General features: G+C 67.6%; 20 protein-coding genes. 9 read left to right on the top strand and 11 right to left on the bottom strand.

The features are described from left to right. The coding region (locus HV701_RS15265; protein ID WP_175133886.1) for an MFS transporter at positions 1 to 1436 on the bottom strand (1436 nt) is incomplete at its 3' end. Positions 1437 to 1593: 157 nt separating this feature from the next. Between HV701_RS15265 and HV701_RS15270 the strand changes: the two genes are divergently transcribed. After that, a complete protein-coding gene (locus HV701_RS15270; RefSeq protein ID WP_236756255.1) occupies positions 1594 to 2253 on the top strand; it encodes a TetR/AcrR family transcriptional regulator in 660 nt (219 codons plus the stop codon). Between the two features lie 42 nt (positions 2254 to 2295). On the opposite strand, the gene HV701_RS15275 is transcribed toward HV701_RS15270, so the two are convergent. Next, positions 2296 to 3246 (bottom strand): adenosine deaminase, encoded by a 951-nt coding sequence (locus HV701_RS15275; protein ID WP_175133888.1) that lies wholly within the window; start codon positions 3244 to 3246, stop codon positions 2296 to 2298. Between the two features lie 343 nt (positions 3247 to 3589). Here HV701_RS15275 and HV701_RS15280 point away from each other — a divergent pair, with 343 nt between their 5' ends. The 6 genes from HV701_RS15280 to HV701_RS15305 all read left to right on the top strand — a co-directional run bounded on the left by HV701_RS15280 (position 3590) and on the right by HV701_RS15305 (position 8736). After that, complete coding sequence (locus HV701_RS15280; protein WP_175133889.1) at positions 3590 to 4288, top strand: hypothetical protein; 699 nt, start codon at positions 3590 to 3592, stop codon at positions 4286 to 4288. Then, the gene (locus HV701_RS15285; RefSeq protein WP_175133890.1) at positions 4285 to 5649 is read left to right on the top strand and encodes an MATE family efflux transporter; all 1365 of its coding nucleotides are present in this window, start codon (positions 4285 to 4287) and stop codon (positions 5647 to 5649) included. Before HV701_RS15280 ends, HV701_RS15285 begins: the two co-directional genes overlap by 4 nt. Positions 5650 to 5755: 106 nt before the next feature. Continuing rightward, on the top strand, positions 5756 to 7240 hold the full coding sequence (locus HV701_RS15290) for a lytic murein transglycosylase (RefSeq protein ID WP_175133891.1): 1485 nt from the start codon (positions 5756 to 5758) through the stop codon (positions 7238 to 7240). Continuing rightward, positions 7237 to 7866 (top strand): class I SAM-dependent methyltransferase, encoded by a 630-nt coding sequence (locus HV701_RS15295; RefSeq protein WP_175133892.1) that lies wholly within the window; start codon positions 7237 to 7239, stop codon positions 7864 to 7866. The genes HV701_RS15290 and HV701_RS15295 overlap by 4 nt, the downstream gene beginning before the upstream one ends. Before the next feature lie 91 nt (positions 7867 to 7957). Beyond that, positions 7958 to 8533 (top strand): GNAT family N-acetyltransferase, encoded by a 576-nt coding sequence (locus HV701_RS15300; RefSeq protein ID WP_175133893.1) that lies wholly within the window; start codon positions 7958 to 7960, stop codon positions 8531 to 8533. Further along, positions 8530 to 8736: an oxidoreductase-like domain-containing protein gene (locus HV701_RS15305; protein ID WP_175133894.1), complete on the top strand. Its 207-nt coding sequence runs from the start codon at positions 8530 to 8532 to the stop codon at positions 8734 to 8736. Before HV701_RS15300 ends, HV701_RS15305 begins: the two co-directional genes overlap by 4 nt. A 52-nt stretch (positions 8737 to 8788) precedes the next feature. On the opposite strand, the gene HV701_RS15310 is transcribed toward HV701_RS15305, so the two are convergent. The 3 genes from HV701_RS15310 to HV701_RS15320 all read right to left on the bottom strand — a co-directional run bounded on the left by HV701_RS15310 (position 8789) and on the right by HV701_RS15320 (position 13044). Then, positions 8789 to 11215, bottom strand: coding sequence for a TonB-dependent receptor (locus HV701_RS15310; RefSeq protein ID WP_175133895.1), 2427 nt, complete (start codon positions 11213 to 11215; stop codon positions 8789 to 8791). Positions 11216 to 11459: 244 nt separating this feature from the next. Beyond that, entirely contained in the window at positions 11460 to 12524 is a 1065-nt protein-coding gene (locus HV701_RS15315; RefSeq protein ID WP_236756259.1) for a FecR domain-containing protein, read from the bottom strand. Beyond that, positions 12517 to 13044: a sigma-70 family RNA polymerase sigma factor gene (locus tag HV701_RS15320; RefSeq protein WP_175133896.1), complete on the bottom strand. Its 528-nt coding sequence runs from the start codon at positions 13042 to 13044 to the stop codon at positions 12517 to 12519. The genes HV701_RS15315 and HV701_RS15320 overlap by 8 nt, the downstream gene beginning before the upstream one ends. Positions 13045 to 13287: 243 nt before the next feature. On the opposite strand from HV701_RS15320, the gene HV701_RS15325 reads away from it, so the two are divergent. After that, positions 13288 to 13554, top strand: coding sequence for a CopG family ribbon-helix-helix protein (locus tag HV701_RS15325; RefSeq protein WP_175133897.1), 267 nt, complete (start codon positions 13288 to 13290; stop codon positions 13552 to 13554). Positions 13555 to 13559: 5 nt separating this feature from the next. Further along, complete coding sequence (locus HV701_RS15330; protein WP_223203203.1) at positions 13560 to 13829, top strand: type II toxin-antitoxin system RelE/ParE family toxin; 270 nt, start codon at positions 13560 to 13562, stop codon at positions 13827 to 13829. 5 nt (positions 13830 to 13834) lie between these two features. Here HV701_RS15330 and HV701_RS15335 read toward each other — a convergent pair whose 3' ends face one another. The 6 genes from HV701_RS15335 to HV701_RS15360 form a co-directional block, all read right to left on the bottom strand. Next, a complete protein-coding gene (locus HV701_RS15335; protein WP_006385010.1) occupies positions 13835 to 14272 on the bottom strand; it encodes an acetyltransferase in 438 nt (145 codons plus the stop codon). A gap of 12 nt (positions 14273 to 14284) precedes the next feature. Then, the gene (locus HV701_RS15340; RefSeq protein WP_175133898.1) at positions 14285 to 16024 is read right to left on the bottom strand and encodes a M14 family metallopeptidase; all 1740 of its coding nucleotides are present in this window, start codon (positions 16022 to 16024) and stop codon (positions 14285 to 14287) included. 57 nt (positions 16025 to 16081) lie between these two features. Continuing rightward, entirely contained in the window at positions 16082 to 16948 is an 867-nt protein-coding gene (locus tag HV701_RS15345) for an ABC transporter permease (RefSeq protein ID WP_175133899.1), read from the bottom strand. 5 nt (positions 16949 to 16953) lie between these two features. Further along, the gene (locus tag HV701_RS15350) at positions 16954 to 17877 is read right to left on the bottom strand and encodes an ABC transporter permease (protein WP_175133900.1); all 924 of its coding nucleotides are present in this window, start codon (positions 17875 to 17877) and stop codon (positions 16954 to 16956) included. Between the two features lie 175 nt (positions 17878 to 18052). Next, a complete protein-coding gene (locus HV701_RS15355) occupies positions 18053 to 19585 on the bottom strand; it encodes an ABC transporter substrate-binding protein (RefSeq protein WP_175133901.1) in 1533 nt (510 codons plus the stop codon). 54 nt (positions 19586 to 19639) lie between these two features. Then, the gene (locus HV701_RS15360; protein WP_338077768.1) at positions 19640 to 21493 is read right to left on the bottom strand and encodes an ABC transporter ATP-binding protein; all 1854 of its coding nucleotides are present in this window, start codon (positions 21491 to 21493) and stop codon (positions 19640 to 19642) included. Positions 21494 to 21497 lie beyond the last annotated feature (4 nt).

Consider the following 21497-nt stretch of genomic DNA (forward strand, 5'->3'; position numbering starts at 1 on the left):
GCCAGCAGCGAGGCCACGCCGGCGCCGGCCATGGCGGCGTGGAAGCCGTCGGCCAGCGCGGCGGCGAACAACGCCGCCACGCCGTCGGGTTGCGCCGGCAGCACGTGCCGGGTCACCGCGACGCGCGCCACCGCCTGCGCATCCGCCTGGCCCAACCGCGTCAGCGCCGCGGCCAGGTGGTCGACGGCGCGGCTGCTCATCAGCGCGCCCAACAGCGCGATGCCGATGGTCATGCCGGTCTGGCGCAGCGCGTTCATGGTGGCCGAAGCCATGCCCGAGCGCTCGCGCGGCACGGTCGCCATCACCGCCATGCTGGTGGCCGGCACCGCCAGCCCCATGCCCAGGCCCAGCAGCACCATCAGTGATCCGGACAGGGCATAGGGCGTGTGCGCATCGAAGCTCAGCATGCCCAGCATGGCTACGCCGACCATGCCGTAGCCGGCGATCATCAGCCGCGGCAGGCCGAAGCGCGGGTTCAGGCGGCCGAACACCGTCGACACGACGCCGGTGGCCACGAATTGCGGCGCCAGTTGCCAGCCGGCTTCCAGCGGCGACAGACCGCGCACGTGCTGCAGGTAGAGCGAGAAGAAGAACAGGCTGCTGTAGGCGCCGAAGCCCATCACGAACGAAGCGAAGTTGGTGCTGGCGAAGCCCGGGTCGCGGAACAGGCCCAGCGGCAGGATAGGGCGCGCCACGGTGCGCTCGACCCACAGGAAGGCGAGCAGCCCGATGGCGGCCACGGCCAGCGCGGCGAGGGCGGCCGGCGCGTGCCAGCCATGCTCGCCGGCGGTGATCAGGCCATAAGTCAGCGCGCCCAGCCAGATCACGCTCAGGGCCTGGCCGGCCGGATCGAACGCCGCATGTTCGGGATGCGCGCTTTCCTGGATGCCCCAGGCGCCCAGCGCGAGCGCCAGCGCGCCCACCGGCAGGTTGATCAGGAAAATGCTCTGCCAGCTGAAGTGCGCCACCAGCAAGCCCCCCAGCATCGGCCCCACGATCAGCGAGATGGCATTGCACGAGGCCCACAGGCCGATGGCGCGGGCGCGCTCGGCCGGATCGGGAAAGGCCTGCGTCAGCAACGACATGGCGCCGGGGATCAGCAGCGCGCCAGCCACGCCCTGCACCGCGCGGCCGGCCAGCAGCAGCGGCAGGTTGTCGGCCAGCCCGCAGAAGGCCGACCCCAGCGTGAACAGCGCCACGCCCGCGAGCCACGAGCGCTTGCGGCCATAGCGGTCCCCCAGCGGCCCGGCCGAGAGCATGAAGGCCGACAGGAACAGCGCGTAGGCGTCCACCACCCATTGCAGGCCGGCCATGTCGATGCGCAGCGCGGCCTGCATGGTGGGCAGGGCGACGTTGACGATGCTGATATCCAGGATGGTGATGAAGCTGCCCAGGTTGACGGCGAACACCAGGGCGCGGCGGCGGGAGGCATGCATGCGAAAGGGCCGGGAAGCAAATGTGAAACCGTATTCTAGTAATCGACTGACCGTCGGTCAATATATAAAAAGACGCATTCCCAATGGCTTCCGGACGCTGCGCCGGGCGCCTCCTCTACACTGGGAATCATTGAGAATGATGGAACCCCCGCTCGCGATGGCCCCCGTTTCCGCCAAGTCCGCCGCCCGATCCTCAGCCCGGCCCGACCCGCAGGCCTGCGCCGCCCCGCCACCGCGTACCAAGCCGGCGCCGGTGCGCCTGGACGAACTCATGGCCGCCGCCGAAGACCTGTTCGTGCGCCAGGGCGTCGAAGCCACCACCATCGACCAGATCGTGGCGCAGGCCGGCGTGGCCAAGGGCACCTTCTATCACTACTTCTCGTCCAAGGCGGAGGTGCTGGCGGCGCTGCGCGCCAAGTTCTCGCAGGGCTTCCTGGACCGCATCGACGCGGCCATGGCGGCCTGCGCGCCGGACGACGGCGTGGCGCGGCTGCGGGCCTGGACGCATGCCGGCGTGCAGGCTTATTTCGACGGTTATGCGCTGCACGATGTGGTGTTCCACGACGTCAACCACCCCCATCGCGGCGCCGCCGAGCGCGCGGCGGTGCTGGCACAGGCCGAGGCGATGTTGCGCGCCGGCCAGCAGGCCGGCTGCTGGCAACTGGCGCAGCCGGCGTTGACCGCGATCCTGCTGTACCACGGCATGCACGGCGCGGTCGATGACGCCATCGCGCGCGGCGCGGCCGACGCCGACGCGCTGGCCGCCAGCCTGATCCCGCCGTTCCTGCGCTTGGTGGGCGCGCCCGGCGCGGCCTGATTCCCAGTTTCTCGATGAGCGGACCCGGCGCGCCCGGCCGGCCTACTTCAGGATGCGCGCATCCATGCTGTTGTCGGCCAGCGCCTGCGCCTGGGCCTGGGTCATGCCCAGGTGCTCGTACAGCGCGTGGAAGTTCTCGGTGACGTAGCCGCCGAAATAGGCCGGGTCGTCGGAATTGACCGTGACCTTCACGCCGGCGTCCAGCAGCGACAGAATGTTGTGCTGCGACATGTGCTCGAATACCCGCAGGCGCGTGTTCGACAGCGGACAGACGGTCAACGGGATCTGCTCATCGATCAGGCGCGCCATCAGGCGCGGGTCCTCGGCGGCGCGCACGCCGTGGTCGATGCGCCGCACCTTGAGCAGGTCCAGCGCTTCCCAGATGTACTCGGGCGGGCCTTCCTCGCCGGCATGGGCCACGGCCGGCAGGCCCTCGGCGCGGGCGCGGTCGAAGACGCGCTGGAACAGGCGCGGCGGAAAGCCTTTTTCGCTGCTGTCCAGGCCGACGGCGATGAAGGCGTCGCGGTAGGGCAGCGCCTCGTCCAGCGTGCGCATGGCCTGTTCCTCGGGCAGATGGCGCAGGAAGCTGAGGATCAGGCCGCTGCTGATGCCGAGCTTCTCGCGGCCGTCCGCCAGCGCCTGGCTGATGCCGTCCAGCACCACCTTGAACGGCACGCCGCGGTCGGTGTGGGTCTGGGGATCGAAAAACGGCTCGGTGTGCACCACGTTCTGCTCGTGGCATTTGACCAGGTAGTCCCAGGTCAGGTCGTAGAAGTCCTGCTCGGTGCGCAGCACGTCGGCGCCGCGGTAGTACAGGTCGAGGAATTCCTGCAGGTTGTTGTAGTCGTAGGCGGCGCGCAGGGCATCCATGTCGGGCCACGGCAGCGCCACGCCGTTGCGGTGGGCCAGCCGGAACAGCAGCTCGGGTTCGAGCGTGCCTTCCAGGTGCAGGTGCAGTTCCGCCTTGGGCAAGGTGTTGAGCCAGTCGTACATGGGCGCTCCTAAGTAGGGGTATTGATGGCCTGCGCCAGCCTGGCGGCGAATGCCCGGCGGCCTCCACAGGCTGGGTCCGGCCGTCAGCATTCCGCGGCCGAATGCCTGCGGCAGGGCGCCGATCATATCCGGAATCGGCGGACCCTCGCGTCGCCGTGGCATTTCCCGTTCACCACGGAAGCGGCTGCCTTTGCCGGTGCCGGATGCGGCATTTTCCTCTGAAGGGCGCCATGGCGGGCGCGGCAGCGGCGATGCGCCGATTATTGTCCCGCGCCGGGCCCTTGGCAACGCGCATCGGGGTTTCGGTATAGTTCGTCGCCAGGGAGGCGGGCGTGCGATGCGCATGAGGACAACACAGCAGGGCGGGGGGGCGGTGGCCGCGCGACGGTGGGCATTGGCGGGGCTGCTGCTGGCGGCGCTGGCCGGCTGCGGCGTGTCCACCGTGGACGAGGTGCGCGTGACCTGGCCGCCGTTCAAGGACGGCACGGCGCTGGTGCTGCCATCCGATCCGGCGCAATGCCCGGACCTGGCCGGCACCTATCGCGTCGCCGGCCAGGCGCGCGCGGGCGAGGCCGCCGCCGGCGTGGCTGATCTGCGCCGCTTCCTGGCCTACACCCTGGACCTGCCGGACCTGCGGGATACGGCGCAACTTGCCTGGCGCCCCACGCCGGCCGCCCGCGTCACCTTCAAGGCCGCGCCGCAGGGTTGGCAGGTCCTGGCCGATGACGGACAGGGCGGCCGCTTTACCGGCCTGTTGCCGCTGCGCGACGTCACGGCCGGCTCGGTCCGTCCAGCGCATGGACCGCTGGCCGACATCCAGCACTTCGGCGGCTGCACCCAGGGCCGCTATTGGATCAGCGCCCGGCGTGACTGGCGCCAGTACGAATCCATGGGCGTGTTCCGCACCGTGGCGCTGCTGCGGCCCCAGGCGGGCGGGCTGCTGGTGAGCGTGCAGCGCGAGTCGCACAGCATCGGCCTGCTGCCATGGTATTCGTCGGATGAAACGCGGTCGCAGTTCTGGTTCGGGCCGGCCGGGCCATGACGGCCGTTGCCGCGGTGCCCGCCCGTTTCGTCTCCGGGCCGTTGCGAAGCCATGTGCTTGAAATGGTGTTGACGGGCTGGGCCAGCATGCTGGCCGTGTTCGCCATCGAATTCCTGACGCTGCTTTACCTGGGCACGCTGCGCGACGAGGCCGTGCTGGCGGCGGTGGGATTCGGTTCAATGGCGCTCTTCACGGTCACGTCGATCTGCATCGGCGTGACCGTCGGCGGCGCGGCGCAGGTGTCACGTGCGCTGGGGCAGGGGGATGCGCCGCGCGCACGGCGGCTGGCGGCGGCCTCGCTGCTCCTGATGATGGCGGCCGCGTTGTTGTCCGCCGCGGGGTTCCTGCTGGCGATCGGGCCGTTCACCCGGATGATTGGGTTGGCGCCGGACGTGCGGGCGCTGGTGCTGTCCTATGTCGCCATTACCGCGCCGTTCTCGGTGGTGATGGGCGTGGGCATGATGCTGTCGAACCTGCTGCGCGCCGCCGGTCAGGGCCGCCAGTCGATGTGGGTGCTGTTGGCCGGCACCGCCACGGTGGCGATTCTGGATCCGCTGGTCATCTTCGTGTTCGACGGGGGCATGCAGGGTGTGGCGTGGGCCGGCGGGGCGGGGCGGTTGGCAACGGTCATGCTCGGGGCCTGGCTGGTATTCGGGCGCTACCGGTTGGTGGCGCGGCCGGTGCGATCGGAGCTGTGCGCGGATCTGGCCGCGGTCGGCGCCATTGCCCTGCCGGCCGCGTTGAGCGCCCTGGCAACGCCTGCGGCGGTGGTTTTCACTGCCTCCGTTTATGCCGGGTTCGGCCCCAGCATCATGGCGGGCGCGACCGTGGTGGACCGGGTGCTTCAGCTGTCGTATTCCTTGTTCTTCGTGTTGCCAGGCGCCATCGGCCCGATCCTGGGTCAGAACCTCGGCGCGGGCCAGTGGGAGCGGGTCCGGCGGACCGTGCGCATCACCGCCGGCCTGGCCCTGGCGTATGGGGTCGGCGTGGCGGTGTTGCTGGCCTTGCTGGCGCCCTGGATTGCCGATCTTTTCCGGGTTACCGGCCCCGGGCGCGAGCTGGTCTTGGCCTTCTGCCGTTACGCCAGCTTCATGTGGGCGCTGAACAGCCTTTTCTTCGTCTCGGTGGCGGTATTCAACAACCTGGGCCATGCCACCTATGCGACCGCGGTCGGCTGGTTGCGCGCGACCGTGGGCACGCTGCCGTTCGTCTGGCTGGGCGCCCGGTATGGCGGAGCCGAAGGCGTGTTGCTGGGGCAGACCCTGGGCTTTGCCTTGTCGAGCCTGATGGCGCTCGCGCTTTGCCTGCGCGTGTTGCGGCGCCCGCCGCCACGGCTTGCGGCGGCAGGCGCCGCAGCGTGAGGCTTGGCCGCGGCCGGACAGCCGGCTGCGGGCAGCGCGCCGTCGGTTCGATTTCGGCGCCCGCTCGCGGTACGATCCGGGCTGACCTCGATTTTTCAGGATTACCATGCGACAGAACGCGCTTCGCACCCGAATCGATCCCCTGGCGCGCGCGGTCCTGGCCGCTGCGCTGAGCCTCGCCGCCTTGGGCGCCGCCCAGGCCCAGTCGCCGGCTTCCGCCACCGGCACGCGCAATTCCGGGGCCCAGCCTGCCTCGTCCGGGCCGGTGTTGACGCCCAAGCGCAGCTTCGACGAACTTGCCACGCCCGCCGCCGCCCCTGCGCCTGCCGCTGCCCCAGCGGCGGCGCCGGCCGCTGCGCCCGTGGCGGCGCCGGCCCAGGCTCCCGCGGCGACCGCGGCCCCCGCTGCGCCCACGGTCATCGTCCCGACCGAACTCGACACCAAGGCGTGTATCGCCAAGCTGCGCAAGGGCGCCACCGCCAATGGCCTGACCGTGGCCGACTGGGACAAGTACACCGCCAAGGCCAAGCTGCTGCCCACCACCGTCGCGTCCGCCCAGGGCCAGCCCGAGGGCCGCGAAACCTGGTGGGACTACATCGCCAAGACCGTCGACGACGAGCGCGTCGCCGACGGCCGCGCGGTGATGGCCAAGTACGGCCCGCAACTCGATGCCATCGGCCAGCAGTACCAGGTGGACCCGGCCACACTGGTTGCCATCTTCGGCATCGAGACCAACTATGGCCGTCAGGTCGGCAAGACCGACGTGCTTAATGCCTGGCTGACCCGCGCCTGCACCGAGAACAAGACGCTGTGGGAAAAGAACGCCTACGCCTCGGTGCGCCTGCTGCGCGACGGCGTGGTGCCGGCCGACAATTTCGTCGGTTCCTGGAGCGGCGCCTTTGGCATGACGCAGTTCATTCCCACCTCGTTCTACGAGTTGGCGGCGGACGGCGACGGCGATGGCAAGATCGACCTGTACAACTCGCTGCCGGACGCGCTGGCCTCGACCGCCAACCACCTGCGCAAGCGCCGCGCCAAATGGACTCACGGCCTGCCGGCGGTGGTGGAAGTGCGCGTGCCGGCCGACGTGGCCGCCGCCATCCCGCCCGCGCCCGACGCCGAGTATGTCGGCTCGCAGGACCGCCGCAGCATCGCGCAATGGGCCCAGGCCGGCCTCAAGCAGGCGGATGGTTCGGCGCTCAAGCTGGCCTCCGGCAATGACCAGCAGGCCTACCTGTTCGCGCCCACTGGCGCCAAGGGGCCGGTGTTCCTGGCCACCGTCAATTTCGACGCGATCCTGCACTACAACCAGTCGCGCCGCTACGGGCTGGCGGTGTCGCTGTTGCTGAACCGCCTGCAGGGCGGCCCGGCGCTGGCCACGCCCTGGCCGACGGACGACCCCGGCCTGTCGCGCGCGCAGATCAAGCAAGTGCAGGAGATGCTCAACGCCCGCGGCTACGACGTCGGCACCGCCGACGGCATTCCCGGCGCCAAGACCCGCGACGCGGTGCGCGCCGAACAGGAAAAGCGCAACCTGCCGCAGGATGGCCGCGTCGGCAAGCGCATCTACGACGCGCTCAAGGCCAAATGAGCGCGGACGCGCTTGCGCCCGGGACGGGCGCGGTGGTGGTGCCGGGCACCCAGGGCTACGGCGAAAACGCCGCGGCCCTGGCCGAGCAGTACGAAAGCATCGCCTTTGCCGACGTGCATCGCGACGTGGCGCACCTGATCCCGGCCACGCCCGCGCGCATCGCCGACATCGGCGCCGGCTCGGGCCGCGATGCCGCCGCGCTGGCGCGCATGGGCCACCAGGTGGTGGCGGCCGAGCCCACGCCCGAATTGCGGCGCGAGGGCCAGCGCCGCCACGCGCTGCCCAACCTGGAATGGGTCGATGACGCCTTGCCTGAACTTGCGGGCCTGCAAGGGCGCGAGTTCGATGTGATCATGCTGACCGCCGTCTGGATGCACCTGGACGCGGACGAGCGCGCCCGCGGCATGGCGGCGCTGGCGGCCCTGCTGGCGCCCGGCGGACAACTCCTGATGTCGCTGCGCCACGGCCCCGTGCCGCCTGGCCGCCGCATGTTCGACGTCTCGGCCGAAGAAACCATCGCGCTGGCGGCAAGGCATGGCCTGTCGGGGCATCACCTCGTCACGCGCGAGGACATGCTGGATCGCGCCGACGTGCACTGGAGCTTTCTGGGCTTGCGGCGCGGCTAGCAGGGTGTGTCCACGGTGCGAAAGTGCGATGGCATGCAGGGGCGGGCATGGATATGATGCAAGGCACCGTGTGTGTCCATGCTTCGAGATCATGCCGTCCGCCCCGCTGCCCGAATCCTTCGTCACCCGGCGCCTGCGCGCCGAGCGCATGTCGTCGACCCATCTGCCCTTCATCACCGCGATGCACGCCGACGCTGCCCTGATGGCCACCATGGGCGGCACGCGCGACGCCACCGCGAGCCGGCGCTACGTCGAGCACAACATGCTGCATTGGGCCGAACATGGCTACGGCATGTATGTGCTGAGCGAGCGCGATAGCGGCGCGCTGGCCGGCCGCGCCGGCCTCAAGCTGGCGCTGTCGGGCAAGATCGAGCGGGTCGAGATCGCCTACGCGTTCATGCCCACCTGTTGGGGCCGGGGCTACGCCTCGGAAATCACCCGCGCCCTGCTGGCGCTGGGATTCGAACGCCTGCCGGTGGACGCGCTGAGCGCCGTGGCCATACAGGCCAACGCCGCGTCCCTGCGCGTCATGGAAAAATGCGGGATGCGCTGGATCGAGACCACTGGCGAAGGGGAGGCGCGCAAGCTGCGCTACGAGATCCGGCGCCAGCAATGGCGGGCGCTGGCGGACGAAGCGGCGCCGATCGGCGCTAACATGCGGCCATGAGTCCCGCGAATACCCCCGATACCCCGAACACCGCTCCGCCCGTCGACGACGATCCGCCGCCCGTGCCGCCCGAGGCCCCCGCGCCCGAGGAATGCTGCAACAGCGGCTGTATCCCCTGCGTCTACGATACCTACAACGAAGCCATGGACGAATACCGCGCCGCGCTCAAGGCGTGGCGGGTGCGGCACGGCGAGGCGGGGTAGGGGGCAAGGGCTGCCTGAGTGCGCAGTCGCATGTCATGCGATGGGCCGCAAGTCAGAAATCCACGCTGACCGCCAGCTTGACCGTGCGTGGCGCGCCGACGGAGGAGAAGCCGTTCCACGCGCCTGACCAATAGCGCTGATTGAAGGCATTCTCCACGCTCGCACGGAAAGCGACAGGGTGCGCCGCCAGCCGGGTGACGTAACGGGCGCCCAGATCGACCCGAGTCCAGGCCGGCAATTTCTGCGTATTGGCGTTGTCGGCATATTGCCGGCCTGTGTGGATGGCTGCGGCCCGCAGCGTCAGGCCGGGTAACCACGGGGGATCCCATTCGGCGCCCAGGTTGACCAACCAGGTGGGAACGCCCATGGCCGTCCTTCCGTCCAGCAGCCCGGCGCGGGTCCGTGTGTTGATCGCCTTGAGATAAGTCGCTCCGCCCAGCAAGCGCAATCCCGGTGTCACCGCGCCGGCGATGTTCCATTCAAGGCCACGATTGCGCTGTTCTCCGTCGGGCGCATATCTGTTGCTGCCGTTGTCCTTGATGAGACTCGGACGAGTGATCTGGAATACGGCAAGGGTATTCAGTAGATTGCCTGCATCCCACTTTGCCCCCAGTTCCATCTGCTTGCTTTTGTACGGCGGGAAGACCTCGCCAAAGTTGGCGGCAGTGGTATCCGTGACTCTGTCGCCCTGCGAGAGTCCTTCGATATAGTTGGCGTAAATGGAGACGGGTGTGGTCCATGGCTTGACGACGAAGCCAACGGCGGGCGTCAGCGCTTGTTCATCATATCGGGTAGTCACGGCGCCCGATGGCGCATAGTTCTTCGTTCGGACGCGCTGCTGCCGCGCGCCCAGCGTCAGCAGGTACTTGTCCTGCGAGAACGAAAGCGTGTCGCTGAGGGCAATACTGCTGAAGGTGGAGTCGGACGATTTTGGCACCATGGCCGGGCCGACCGTCAGCGTAGGTTGGCTTGGCCTGTAGATGTTCGACGCCCACATCGTCACCGGGCCTTGGACGGCGCCGCCGGCTTGTTGGATGGCATTGCCGCTGAAGGTGATCTCGTGTCCGACGGGGCCCGTGCTCAGACGTCCGCGAATGCCGGTATTGGCGGAGTTGACGTTGGAGAAGCTTCTCGTATTCTTGGCCATGCCCATGTAGTCGCCTGAGGCTTGCGCATTCATGCCCAGCGCGTTGTTCATATAGCCGGAACTGCTTTGATGCTTGGTGCCGATGGCCGCGAATCCGGTCCAATGCTCATTGAAATCGAATTCGAGCGAGCCGATGAGCGCCTTGCTGCGCTCGGAGGAATACGCCCCCGGCATGGTGTTGGTCGTGGGATCGGGAGCCGCAGGAACGTGTTCGTTGGCGAAAGTGGTGAAGAGCGGCATGGCGCCGCGCTTCTTGCCATCGATGCTGTAGGCATCCAGCGCGATGCGCAGCCGCTCTGCGCGAAAGTCGAGTGCCACCGCGGCCATTTCCCGCTTCTCTCTCTGGCCGTCCAATGCGGTGTTGCCATTGGATGTGGCGGTATTGACCCGGATGCCGAATCCATTCTCCTGTCCGAATCGTCGCCCCATGTCCAAGTGGGCGCCCAGCTCCGAATCCGAGGCATACCTGGTAGTCAGGCGGGTCAACGGCTTGTCGCCAGCGCGTTTGGGCACCAAGTTGATGACCCCGCCCACGGAACCGGCCGGAGTCATGCCATACAACAGAGCGCCCGGGCCTTTCAGCACTTCCACCCGTTCAAGGAACTCCGTGGCGACGCGAAAGCCCGGCGTCAGACCGAAAAGGCCATTCCAGGCGAAATCCGTGCTTGGCATGTGGAAGCCCCGCACATTGAAGAATTCTGTCGGACCCGATTCGGGGAACGTCTCTCTTACCGATGAGTCCGCGCGCAACACCTCCGCCACCGTATCGGCCTGCCAATCCTCGATCATGCGCGAGGTATAGCTGCTCGTGCTGAACGGCGTTTCCATGACATCCTTGTTGCCCAGCAAGCCCAGGCGGCCACCCCGGGCCACGTGGCCGCCGGCATAGGGCTCGGGCAGTGCCGATGGCGCGGACGGCGCGGCCGTTACGCGCACGGCCGGCAAGGTCACGGCACTGCTATCTGGCGTGGACTGATGCAAGACATAGCTACCATCAGCCAGGCGTATTGCCTGCAATCCTTGGCCCTGAAGCAGCCGGGCGAAGCCCTGTTCGACCGTCGCCGAGCCGGACAGTCCAGGCCCGTACCTGCCTTGTGTCAGGGTGCCTGGCGCGGATAACAATATCCCTGCCTCTTCTGCGTAGCGGTTCAAGGTCGTGTTGAGCGGGCCGGCGGGAATGTCATAACGGCGTGCCGGTGCGGCGGCGGTCTGCGCCTGTGCGGCGGGCGTCGCGCCCATGGCGGCGAGCAGCGAGCCCGCCATGGCCAGGTTCAGTGCCAACGCCAACGGACGCAGCGCGGGGCCGCGCGGGCGGATAATGGGAAGCGGCATCAATTGATCACTCCGGAAGTCACTTGGATGGAGAGACGACCATCGATGGCAGGCACGGTTTTCCGTCGCATTCCGTGGGCGGGCCGGATCGGGACGAAAGGCCCGCGTTCCTCCGATCGTCGTCTCTTATGCACTAAACCGAACTGGACGGAAAAAGGGGAACTGCCTTTGGTCCTATTGAGGAGGCGAGGCCGGTACGATGCGTGCGGATCAAGGAAGACGATCGACGCGGGCGTGATGCCTTTCAACTCGGGGCGTTTGGGCGACCTTCGACCGTCGTCCACCACGGCAGGCGACGGCGTACCCGGATGGGCAGGGTCTGCTCCAGCATGGCCAGCGCCCGGTCCGTATCGTCGGTCGGGAAGACGCCCATGACGCGAATGTCCGCCACTTCCGGGGCGACGCCGAGATGGCCGTGGCGATAGCGGCCCAGTTCGGCCAGCAAATCCGCCAGGCGGATGTTGTCCGCCGGCACCACGCCGTGAACCCAGGCTTCACGCATCGGATCGGCGCCCGCCAGCGCGCGGATTTGCTGGGTGTCGAACGCGGCGGCCTGTCCGTTGTGAACCCGCAGTGTCCGTCCCGCGGTCGTGCGGATTTCCACCGAGCCCTCGAATACGTCGACGCGCGTCGATGCGCAGTCCAGGAGCACCGAGTAGCGGGTGCCCAGGGCTTGCAGCCGGCCATGCACCGTATCCACGTAGAACGGGCGCCGCAGCTTGTCTTGCGCGGTCTGGACCAGGATTTCACCGTCCAGAACGATGAGGCGCCGTTCCTGGCGCCGGTAGTCCACGTCCAGCGCGCTGCGGGTGTTGAGCCATACGCGCGAACCGTCCGTCAACACCAGGCGCTGCCGCTTGCCGGTGCCGGTGTGGTGGTCGGCGCGCAGCGCCGCCATCATCTCGGGCAGCGGCGTGTAGCGCCAACCCAGGGCGAACAGGCCCAGGCCCATGACGCCGGGAATGACTTTCAGGGCCTGTCGTCGGGCGTTCACCGTGCGTCGCGCCGCCTCGCCGCTGGCGACCGCGGCCGTCGTGCCGGGTGGGCCATAGCCGCGCAACGGGTCGAACTTGCGGCTGACCTTGTCGATACAGGCCCAGGCGGCCTGATGCTCCGGCGCCTGCAGCCAGGCCTGCCAGGCGACCCGATCCGCGTCGGTGGCGCGCTCGTCGCGCAGTCTGGCGTACCACTGCGCCGCCTGCTCCAGGCTCTGGATACCGGGCTTGGTTCGCGCCGCGGCAGGCGCGGTTGCCGCGGCCCGTTGGCTCCGCGGGGGGCGCTTCGCTTCGGCGGGCGCGGGATCAGTCACCCCGGCCGGCCTCGATCAAGGCGCATTGCAGCATGGCCTGGGCGATGTACTTCTTGACCATGCGTTCGGAGACGGACAACTGCGCCGCGATGGCGTGATAGGGCATCCCGTCCACCTGCGCCATGATGAAAGCGCTCGCCGCCTTTTGCGACAGGCGGCCGAGCATCGCGCCGATTTGCAGCAGGGCCTCGACGACGAGCGCCTGATCCTCGGGCGACGGCGCCAGCGGCTCGGGCTGGGCGGCCAGGGTTTGCAGCCAGACGCGTTCGATTTCGCGGCGACGCCACAGGTCCACGCACAGCCCGTTGGCGGCGGTGCGCAGCCAGGCGCGAGCCTGGAGAAAGCCGTGGAACTCGCGGCCCACCGGTTTGGCCAACAAGCGCAGGAAGGCGTCGTGCGCCAGATCCGCGGCATCGGAATCGTTGCCCAGGCGGTGTTGCAACCAGCTCCGTAACCAGCCGTGATGATCGTGGTAGAGGGTTTCCAGCGAGGGAGGGGAGGGATAGGCGGGGGCGCTCATGCACAAGTCACCATGCCGGGGTGACCGAAGGATCATGGTTTGTCTATTGCAAGGGAATGATTTTTATTATCGTATGGCTATCAAGCGTCCGAACCGGGCGATTGTCTGAAACCGTCTTGTCTTGTGCGGGGACGTCTGGCTTCTGACCTGCCAACCGCATCTGATGATCTTCTTTGATTGAAAATTAATCACTTCGATTAAAATAGGCTGCCCATGCTGACAGTACCCCTCTGGAGATACAAGATGAATCCCGCAACCAAGGTGCTGACCGCACATGTGCCGCTTCCGTTGGCCGAGAAGGTCGATCAGATGGCTGCGCGTCTGGACCGATCTCGCGGCTGGATCGTGAAGCAGGCACTGTCCGCTTGGATTGCCCAAGAGGAGGAACGTGACAAGCTCACCCAGCAAGCGCTTGCTGACGTGGATGCTGGTCGGGTTGTGGATGACCAAGCCGTGCAAGCCTGGGCGGAGAGCCTGGGCTCTGCCCAGCCATTGCCGCTGCCGCGATGATGGAAATGAAGTGGACCAGCAAGGCGCTTTCCGATCTGGCGCGCTTGCATGAATTCCTGGCGGCGGTGAATAGGCCCGCAGCCGTACGGGCTGTGCAAGCGCTGGTCAAGGCTTCAAGTGTTTTGCCGACCAACTCCCGCATTGGAGAGCAGCTATTTCAGTTCGAACCGCGCGAGGTACGCAGGATATTGGTCGGGGAGTACGAAATACGTTACGAGATCCGGGATTCGATCATCTACGTATTGCGACTGTGGCACACCCGGGAGAACCGCTGACGGCCTCAGCCCGCCAGCTTCATATGAATGATCGGCCGTGGCCGTCCCGCGTCGTCGGTTTCCGAACGGCCCACGTCCTCGAAGCCATAGTGCTTGTAGAACCCATGCGCCTGCGGGTTCTGCTCGTTGACGTCAACCCGCAGGCTGCCGTGCAGCGACAGCGCGAAATTCAGCAGGCGCCGCCCGGCGCCCTTGCCGCGCTTGTTGGCGTCCACGAACAGCATCTCGACCTTGTTGCCGTTCAGGCCCATGAAGCCGGCGACCTCGCCGGCATCGTCCTCGCAGACCCAGACGCGCACCGACGGCAGGTGGGTGTTGAGCACCTGCGGGTACATGGCCTGGATTTCCTTTTCGGACAGGAACGTATGCGTGGCGCGCACCGACCGGAGCCAGATGTCCACCAGGGCGAGGTCGTCGCCGTGGTTGCGTTCTCGGATGTTCATGTCGAGCGATGACTAATGTCCGGAGCGGTGGATGTCGGTCGCTGCCAGGACGGTTTCCATTTGCACAGTATGCGCGAAAACGAAGCGGTCCCCGTACACGGTTTCATCCGGAAACTCCGAGATCAGCGCCATGGGCAGCGCTTCGCGGTCGGTTTCCGTGACCTGCACGGGGATGCCGTTCAGCACATCGAATCCGGTTTCGAGCGCGTGCGCGTGGAATAGTTCAAGCTGGCGCGCATTGAATTCGACCAGGCCGGGCACTTTGCGGGCCAGCCGCGCCGTGACGCCCTCGATCAGGCGGCGGGCGCGTTCGCTCCAGCCCGGGTGGTGGCGCAACACCAGGAAAAAGCCCTTGGGAATGGTCCACAGCTCGAAATTGCGCGGCAGGTAGCCCGACAGGGGCCGCGTCCATTCGTGCGCCGGATAGCCGTGCAGGTTGATGTGCAGTTGCGCGCCGCTGATGGCGTGCGCCTGGTGGCGGCCCTCGCGCTCGAAGAACGGCGCGTGCTCGCGGTAGGCGATGTCGTCGCCCAGCGCGCTGTAGCGCGAGGCGTGCAGCATGTGGCGCGGATGCTGTTCGCGCAGGCGGTTGAAGAGCGCATAGCCGTCCGGGTTCTCGGCCGCGATCAGGGCGAAGTGGGCATCGCCGCGGGCCTTGAGCGCCTGCGCCGCGCGCAGCGCGCCCACCACGCCCGAGGTTTCATTGGCATGCTGCGCGCCCGAGATGAAGACCGCCGGGCCGGGGCCGCGCAGGTAGGTGCCGAGCACCGGGCGGCCCTGGCGCGAGATAGCCTGGAAGCTGTCGCCGCCCAGCGCCGCCATGCAGCCGGCGATCTGCGCCGCCGCCAGCGGCTCGCGCAGTCCGGCCAGCGGTTCGGCCGGCGCCACGGGCGTTACCGCCACGGGCGGCGCGAACGGCTCCAGCGTGACTAGCACGCGCGCCGCGCCATCATGGCGGCGGATATCGGGAATGATCTGGCCCGGTTGCAGGCCGCGGTCGCCCGAAGGGCGGCCGGAATGGTGCTGGAAGTGCTCCAGCAACGTGAAGTACAGATCTTCGTGCAGCGCTTCGAAGGTGCTGACGATTTCCTCGTCCACCGGCAGGGCGAAGTCCATGCCCGGCAGGTCGACGCGGATTTCCAGGCGGTCGAAATACGGTTCGTGCGCGCCCCAGGGGTGATTGCGCACGGTGTCGACGATGCTGCGGAAGGCCTGCTGGTATTCGGTGGTCTGGGCGGCGTCGGTCTGCAGTGTGCCCCCGGCATCGCGCACGCGCAGCCAGCCGGTGGGCGATAGCTCGGGGGTGCCGTCCTGTGCCTGGCCGAGCTGGTTGGGCGCGAACACGCGCGCCTCGCGGCGCGTGCCGTCGGCGTAGGCCAGGACGACGTCGTAGTGCAGGTCCGAGGCGCCGGGCTTCATCGTCACGCGTACGCCCTGCAGCAGCGCCACCAGCGGGTAGGCTTCCAGCGTGAAACGCTTGGCCTGGGCATGCTCGTGCAGCGGGTAGCCCAGCTCGACCGCCGTCAAGCCGTCGCGCTCGACCTCTTCCAGGAAGTAGTGCAGCAGCGGCTTGTAGGCGCTGCGAAAGCGCGCCGTCACGCCGGCCTGCGCCAGCCGCGCCTCGGCCTCGCGGCGCGCCTCGACGCCCTCGAACAGCCAGCCTTCCACCGCCGCGCCGCGCCAGGCGGGAGCCTTGTAGGCGTGGATCCAGGCGTCCAGGGTGCGGTCGAATGTCTTTTCCAGCAATGCCATCGTCAGTCATCCTCAATTGCCCCGGCCGCGCGTCTGCCGCGCCGCCCGGGCGGACATTTATACCTTGCCGGTCGGGTCCAGACGGTCGCGCAGCCAATCGCCCAGCAGATTCAGCCCCAGCACCGTCAGCATGATCGCCAGGCCGGGAAACACGCTCACCCACCACGCCGTCTGCATGTAGGTGCGGCCATCGGCCAGCATGCCGCCCCAGCTCGGGATCATGGGGTCCACGCCCAAGCCCAGGAAGGTCAGGCTGCTTTCCAGCAGGATATTGTTGGCGACGTTCAGCGTCATTAGGATCACCAGCGGGCCCAGCAGGTTGGGCACGATGTGGTGGCGGATCATGGCCAGGTCGCGCACGCCGAAGGCGCGCGCCGCCAGCACGAATTCGCGTTCGCGCAGCGCCAGCACCTGGGCCCGCACCAGGCGCGCGTACTGCACCCACTGCGAGACGATCATGAAGAAGATCACGTTGAACAGGCCGCCGCCCAGGATCGCGATGAAGGTGATGGCCACCAGGATGAACGGCAGCGCCAGCTGCACGTCGGCGAAGCGCATCACCACCATGTCCCAGAAGCCGCGGTAATAGCCGGCGATCAGGCCCATGATGACCCCCAGCAAGGCGCCGCCCAGCACCGAGGCGAAACCCACCATCAGCGAGATCTTGCCGCCGACGATGACGCGGGCCAGCACGTCGCGGCCCAGCGGATCGGTGCCGAAGACGTGGGCGGCGGTGGTGAAGGGAGCGGTCAGGCGGGCGGCCAGGTCCATGGTTTCGCCGCCGTCGGGAAACAGCCAGCCCGAGGCCAGCACCAGGGCGACCATGATGCCGGTCAGCGCGGCGCCCAGCACGAATTCCAGCGAACGGTAGCGGCTGCGCGGCTTGGTGGCCTTGGGGGCGGCGGTGGAAGTAGTGGTCTGCATGGCGTTCACCGCGTGCGGATACGGGGATCGACGATGCCATAGGCGATGTCGACGATCAGGTTGACCAGGACAATGACGGCCGCCAGCACGGTGACCGTGCCTTGCAGCACCGGGTAGTCGCGGCCGGAGATGGCATCGAACGCCAGCGTGCCCAGGCCGGGCCAGTTGAACACCATCTCGATGACCACGATGCCGCCGATCAGGCCGCCGAATTGCAGCCCCAGGTAAGTGATGAGCGGAATGGCGCAATTGCGCAGCGCGTGCTTGTACAGCACGATGCGTTCTTTCAGGCCCTTGCTGCGCGCCACCATGATGTACTGCGCCGACAGCGTCTCCAGCATGGTGGTGCGCACCAGGCGGATGTTGGTGGCCGACAGGATGATGGCCATGGTCAGCGACGGCAGCACCAGGCTGGCCGGACCGCTCCAGCCCGATGGCGGCAGCAGCGGGAAGGTGATCGACAGCAGCAGCACCAGCATCAGCGCCAGCCAGAAATTGGGAAACGACAGCCCCACCAGCGACAGGATGCGGATGGCCTGGTCGGTGGGCTTGCCGCGCTTGATGGCGGCCTGGATGCCCAGCGGCAGTGAAATCAGGATCGAGGCGATCAGCGAGGTGAACGCCAGCATCAGCGTGGCCGGCAACGCGTCGCCGATCAGCTTGGCGACCGAGGTGCCGCCCATGAAGCTGCGGCCGAAATCGCCGTGCAGCAGGCCCTGCATGTAACCCAGGTACTGCTCGTGGAACGGCCGGTTCAGGCCCAGCGCCTGGCGGATGTTGGCCAGGTCCTGCTCGGTGATGCTGCCCGAGCCCTGGCTGAGCATCAGGGCGGGGTCGCCGGTCAGGCGCACGGCATACGAGACGAGCAGCGTCACGGCCACGATCACGAAGACCGCCTGCAACACGCGTTTAATCAGAAATCCGGTCATGAGGCTCCGCCAGGCCTTTCGCCCCGGCGAATCAGTAGGGTTAATGCGTCAAGTGGTTCACAGACATCGCGACGCCCAATCAGGCATCGCCCCCCTAGCGGGATGCCGCGGATCCGGCTCCGCCGGTCCGCAGGCATGCCCCTGGGGGAAGGCGCGCAGCGCCTCGGGGGGGACTCTACTCCACCGCCGTATCGAGGAACCGGAAGCGGATGTCGCCCGGCACTTCCAGGTTCTTCACGCGCTTGTTCACGCCGACAATGGTGTTCAGGCTGTACAGCGGCATTTCCAGCGCCTGGTCGGCTACGTAGGCGGCGATCTCATGCAGCATGGCTTCGCGCTTCTTCACGTCATAGACGGTGCGCTGCGCCTCCAGCATGGCGTTGAGCTTGGGATCGTTGTCGTACGGGTTCCACTTCTGGCCCGAGTGGTACATCAGGTAGGCGGTGTTGTCGTAGTCGTAGGTCCAGCCGCCCCATTGGTTCTGCCACATCTCGCCGGTCTTGCCGCCGGGGATGATGTCGTTGAGCAGCACGCCGGTTTCATACGGCTTGATGGTGGCGCGCACGCCCACCGCCTGCAGGTAGCCGGACACCGCCTGGGCCACTTCGCGGAAGTTCGAATCGCTGCCGCGCACGTCGATCTGCACCGTCGCGCCCGGCTTGATGCCGGCGCCGGCCAGCAGCTTCTTGGCTTCGGCGGGGTTGAAGGGCAGGGGCTTCTGCTCGGGGTTGTAGCCGAAAGACTGCGGGCCCTGGAAGCTGGCGATGGTCTTGGCCTGGCCCAGCAGCAGCTGCTTGACGATGGTGTCGCGGTCCACCGCCATGATCAGCGCACGGCGCACGTCGCGGTGCTGGGTGATGCCGTTCTTGGTGTTGTAGCGCAGCGCGAAGGCGACCGGACCGCCGGTCGAGATGACATCGGCCTTGCCCGACTTCTTGACCGTCTCGATCAGGCCCAGCGGGATCAGCGTGGCAATGTCGACGCGGCCGGCCTGCAGCTCGGCAACCTGGGTGCCGGGCTCGCTGATGAAGCGGTACACCACCTTGTCCAGCTTGGGCTTGCCGCCCCAGTAGTCGTCATTGCGCGCCAGGGTCACGTTGACCTTGGGCTGGTAGCTTTCGAACTTGAACGGGCCGGTGCCGACCGGATGGGTGTTGAAGTTCTCTTCGCCCTTTTCCTGGATGTACTTGGGCGGCACGATCATGGCGCCGTAGCCGGCCAGCTTGGTCAGCAGCACGGGATCGGGGTGCTTGAGGATGAAGTCGACGGTGTATTCATCCACCACCTTGACCTCGCCGATCGAGTCGTAGTTCGACTTCTGCGGGCCCTTGGCGCCTTCCGCGCCCAGCAGGCGATCGAAGGTGAATTTGACGGCTTCGGCGTTGAACGGCTCGCCATTGTGGAACTTGACGCCCTGGCGCAGCGTGAAGCGCAGGCGCTTGTTGTCGTCCAGGTATTCCCACTTGGTGGCCAGGCCCGGTTGCAGCTTCAGGTCGGCGCCGCGCATGGTCAGGCCGTCGTACAGGTTGCTGCCGACCGAACCCCAGAAGGTCACGAAGGTGTCGATCGGATCCCAGCTGCCCGGGTCCTGGTTGATGGCTACATTGAGCGTGCCGGCGGCCTGGGCGGTCGACAGGACCGCGGGCAGGGCGCCGCCCAGCGCCAGGGCCAGGGCGGTGGCGGTGAAGGTTTTGCGTAGGGAGAGCATGTTCAACTCCAGGGACGGGAAATCGGCCGGGCCGACGTGTAGAAAACGGAAGGTTCAGGCGGCGCGGGCCACGCGGTGGCCGGGCGCGCATTCAACCAGGGGAATGATCGCCGGCTCGTCGCCCACGCGCCGCACCGGGCTGGGAATCTCGCCCTCGATCAGCGAGGTGTCGATGTGGCGGCCGGGCTCGGCCACGGGCACGGCGGCCAGCAGCTTGCGGGTGTAGGCGTGCTGCGGCGACTCGAAGATCTGGCGGCGCGTGCCCAGCTCGACGATCTGGCCCAGGTACAGCACCGCCACGCGGTGGCTGACCTTCTCCACCACCGCCATGTCGTGGGTGATGAACAGGTACGACAGGCCGCGGTCCTGCTGCAGGTCCATCAGCAGGTTCAGGATCTGCGCCTGGATCGAGACGTCCAGCGCCGACACCGATTCGTCGGCGATGATCAGCTTGGGGTCGCTGGCCAGGGCGCGGGCGATGCAGACGCGCTGGCGCTGGCCGCCTGAGAATTCATGCGGATAGCGGCGCGCGTGCTCGGGCTTGAGGCCCACCTGTTCCAGCAGTTCGCCGACGCGGCGCGCGATGGCGGCCTCGTCGCTCAGCAGGCGGTGGGTGCGGATCGGCTCGGCGATGCTGAAGGCCACGGTCTTGCGCGGGTCCAGCGAGGCATACGGATCCTGGAAGATGTACTGGATCTCCTGCCGCAGGCGCTGGCGGCCGGCGGCGTCCATCGAGAAGATGTCCTGGCCGTTGTAGCGCACCGCGCCCGAGGTCGGCGCCACCAGTTGCTGCAGGGTCTTGCCGATGGTCGACTTGCCGCTGCCCGATTCGCCCACCAGCGCCAGCGTCTCGCCGGGGTAGACGTCGAAGCTCACTTCCTCGACCGCGTGCACGCGGTGGGTGACGCGGCCGAACAGGTTGTGGCCGACGTCAAAGCGCGTGGTCAATTTCTCCACGCGCAGCACCGGTTCGTCGTAGCGCGCCGTGTCCTGCTCGCGGGTCTGGCCCACTTCGCGCAGCGTGTCGCCTTCCAGCACCGTCTGCGGCGTGCGCAGCGGCAGGTCGCGGCCGGTCAGGCTGCCCAGGCGCGGCACGGCGGCCAGCAGGGCGCGGGTGTAGGGGTGCTTGGGGGCGCGGAAGATCTCTTCCACCGGCCCCTGCTCGACCTTTTTGCCGCGCAGCATCACCACCACGTCGTCGGCCATCTCGGCCACCACGCCCATGTCGTGCGTGATGAAGATGACGGCCGTGCCCAGGTCGCGCTGCAATTGGCGGATGGTGTTCAGGATCTGCGCCTGGATGGTCACGTCCAGCGCGGTGGTCGGCTCGTCGGCGATCAGCAGGCGCGGCTGGCACGACAGCGCCATGGCGATCATCACGCGCTGGCGCATGCCGCCCGACAACTGGTGCGGATAGCGGTCCAGCAATTGCTCGGCATCCGGCAGGCGCACCTTTTCCAGCAGCGCGCGCGCCGCCTTGCGGGCGGCCGAGCGCGACAACTGCTGGTGCAGCATGATGGCCTCGATGATCTGGTCGCCGATGGTGAACACCGGGTTCAGCGAGGTCATCGGCTCCTGGAAGATCATGGCGATGTCGTTGCCGCGGATCGCGCGTATCTGTTCGTCGGACGCGGCGGTCAGGTCGATCTCGCGGTCGTCGCCATCGCGCAGCAGGATCTGGCCGGTGGCGATGCGACCGTTGTTGTAGTCCGTCAGCCGCATGATGGCCATGGACGTCACCGACTTGCCCGAGCCGGACTCGCCGACGATGGCCAGCGTCTTGCCGGGCCGCACGTCGAAGTCCAGGTTCTCGACGGCGCGGAACACACCGTTGTCGGTATTGAAGTCCACCGAGACGCCGCGCACGGACAGCAGCGGCTGGGCGGAAGGGGCGGGAATGCTAGACAACGTG

The organism is Achromobacter pulmonis, from assembly GCF_902859765.1.
GTDB lineage: Bacteria > Pseudomonadota > Gammaproteobacteria > Burkholderiales > Burkholderiaceae_B > Achromobacter > Achromobacter pulmonis.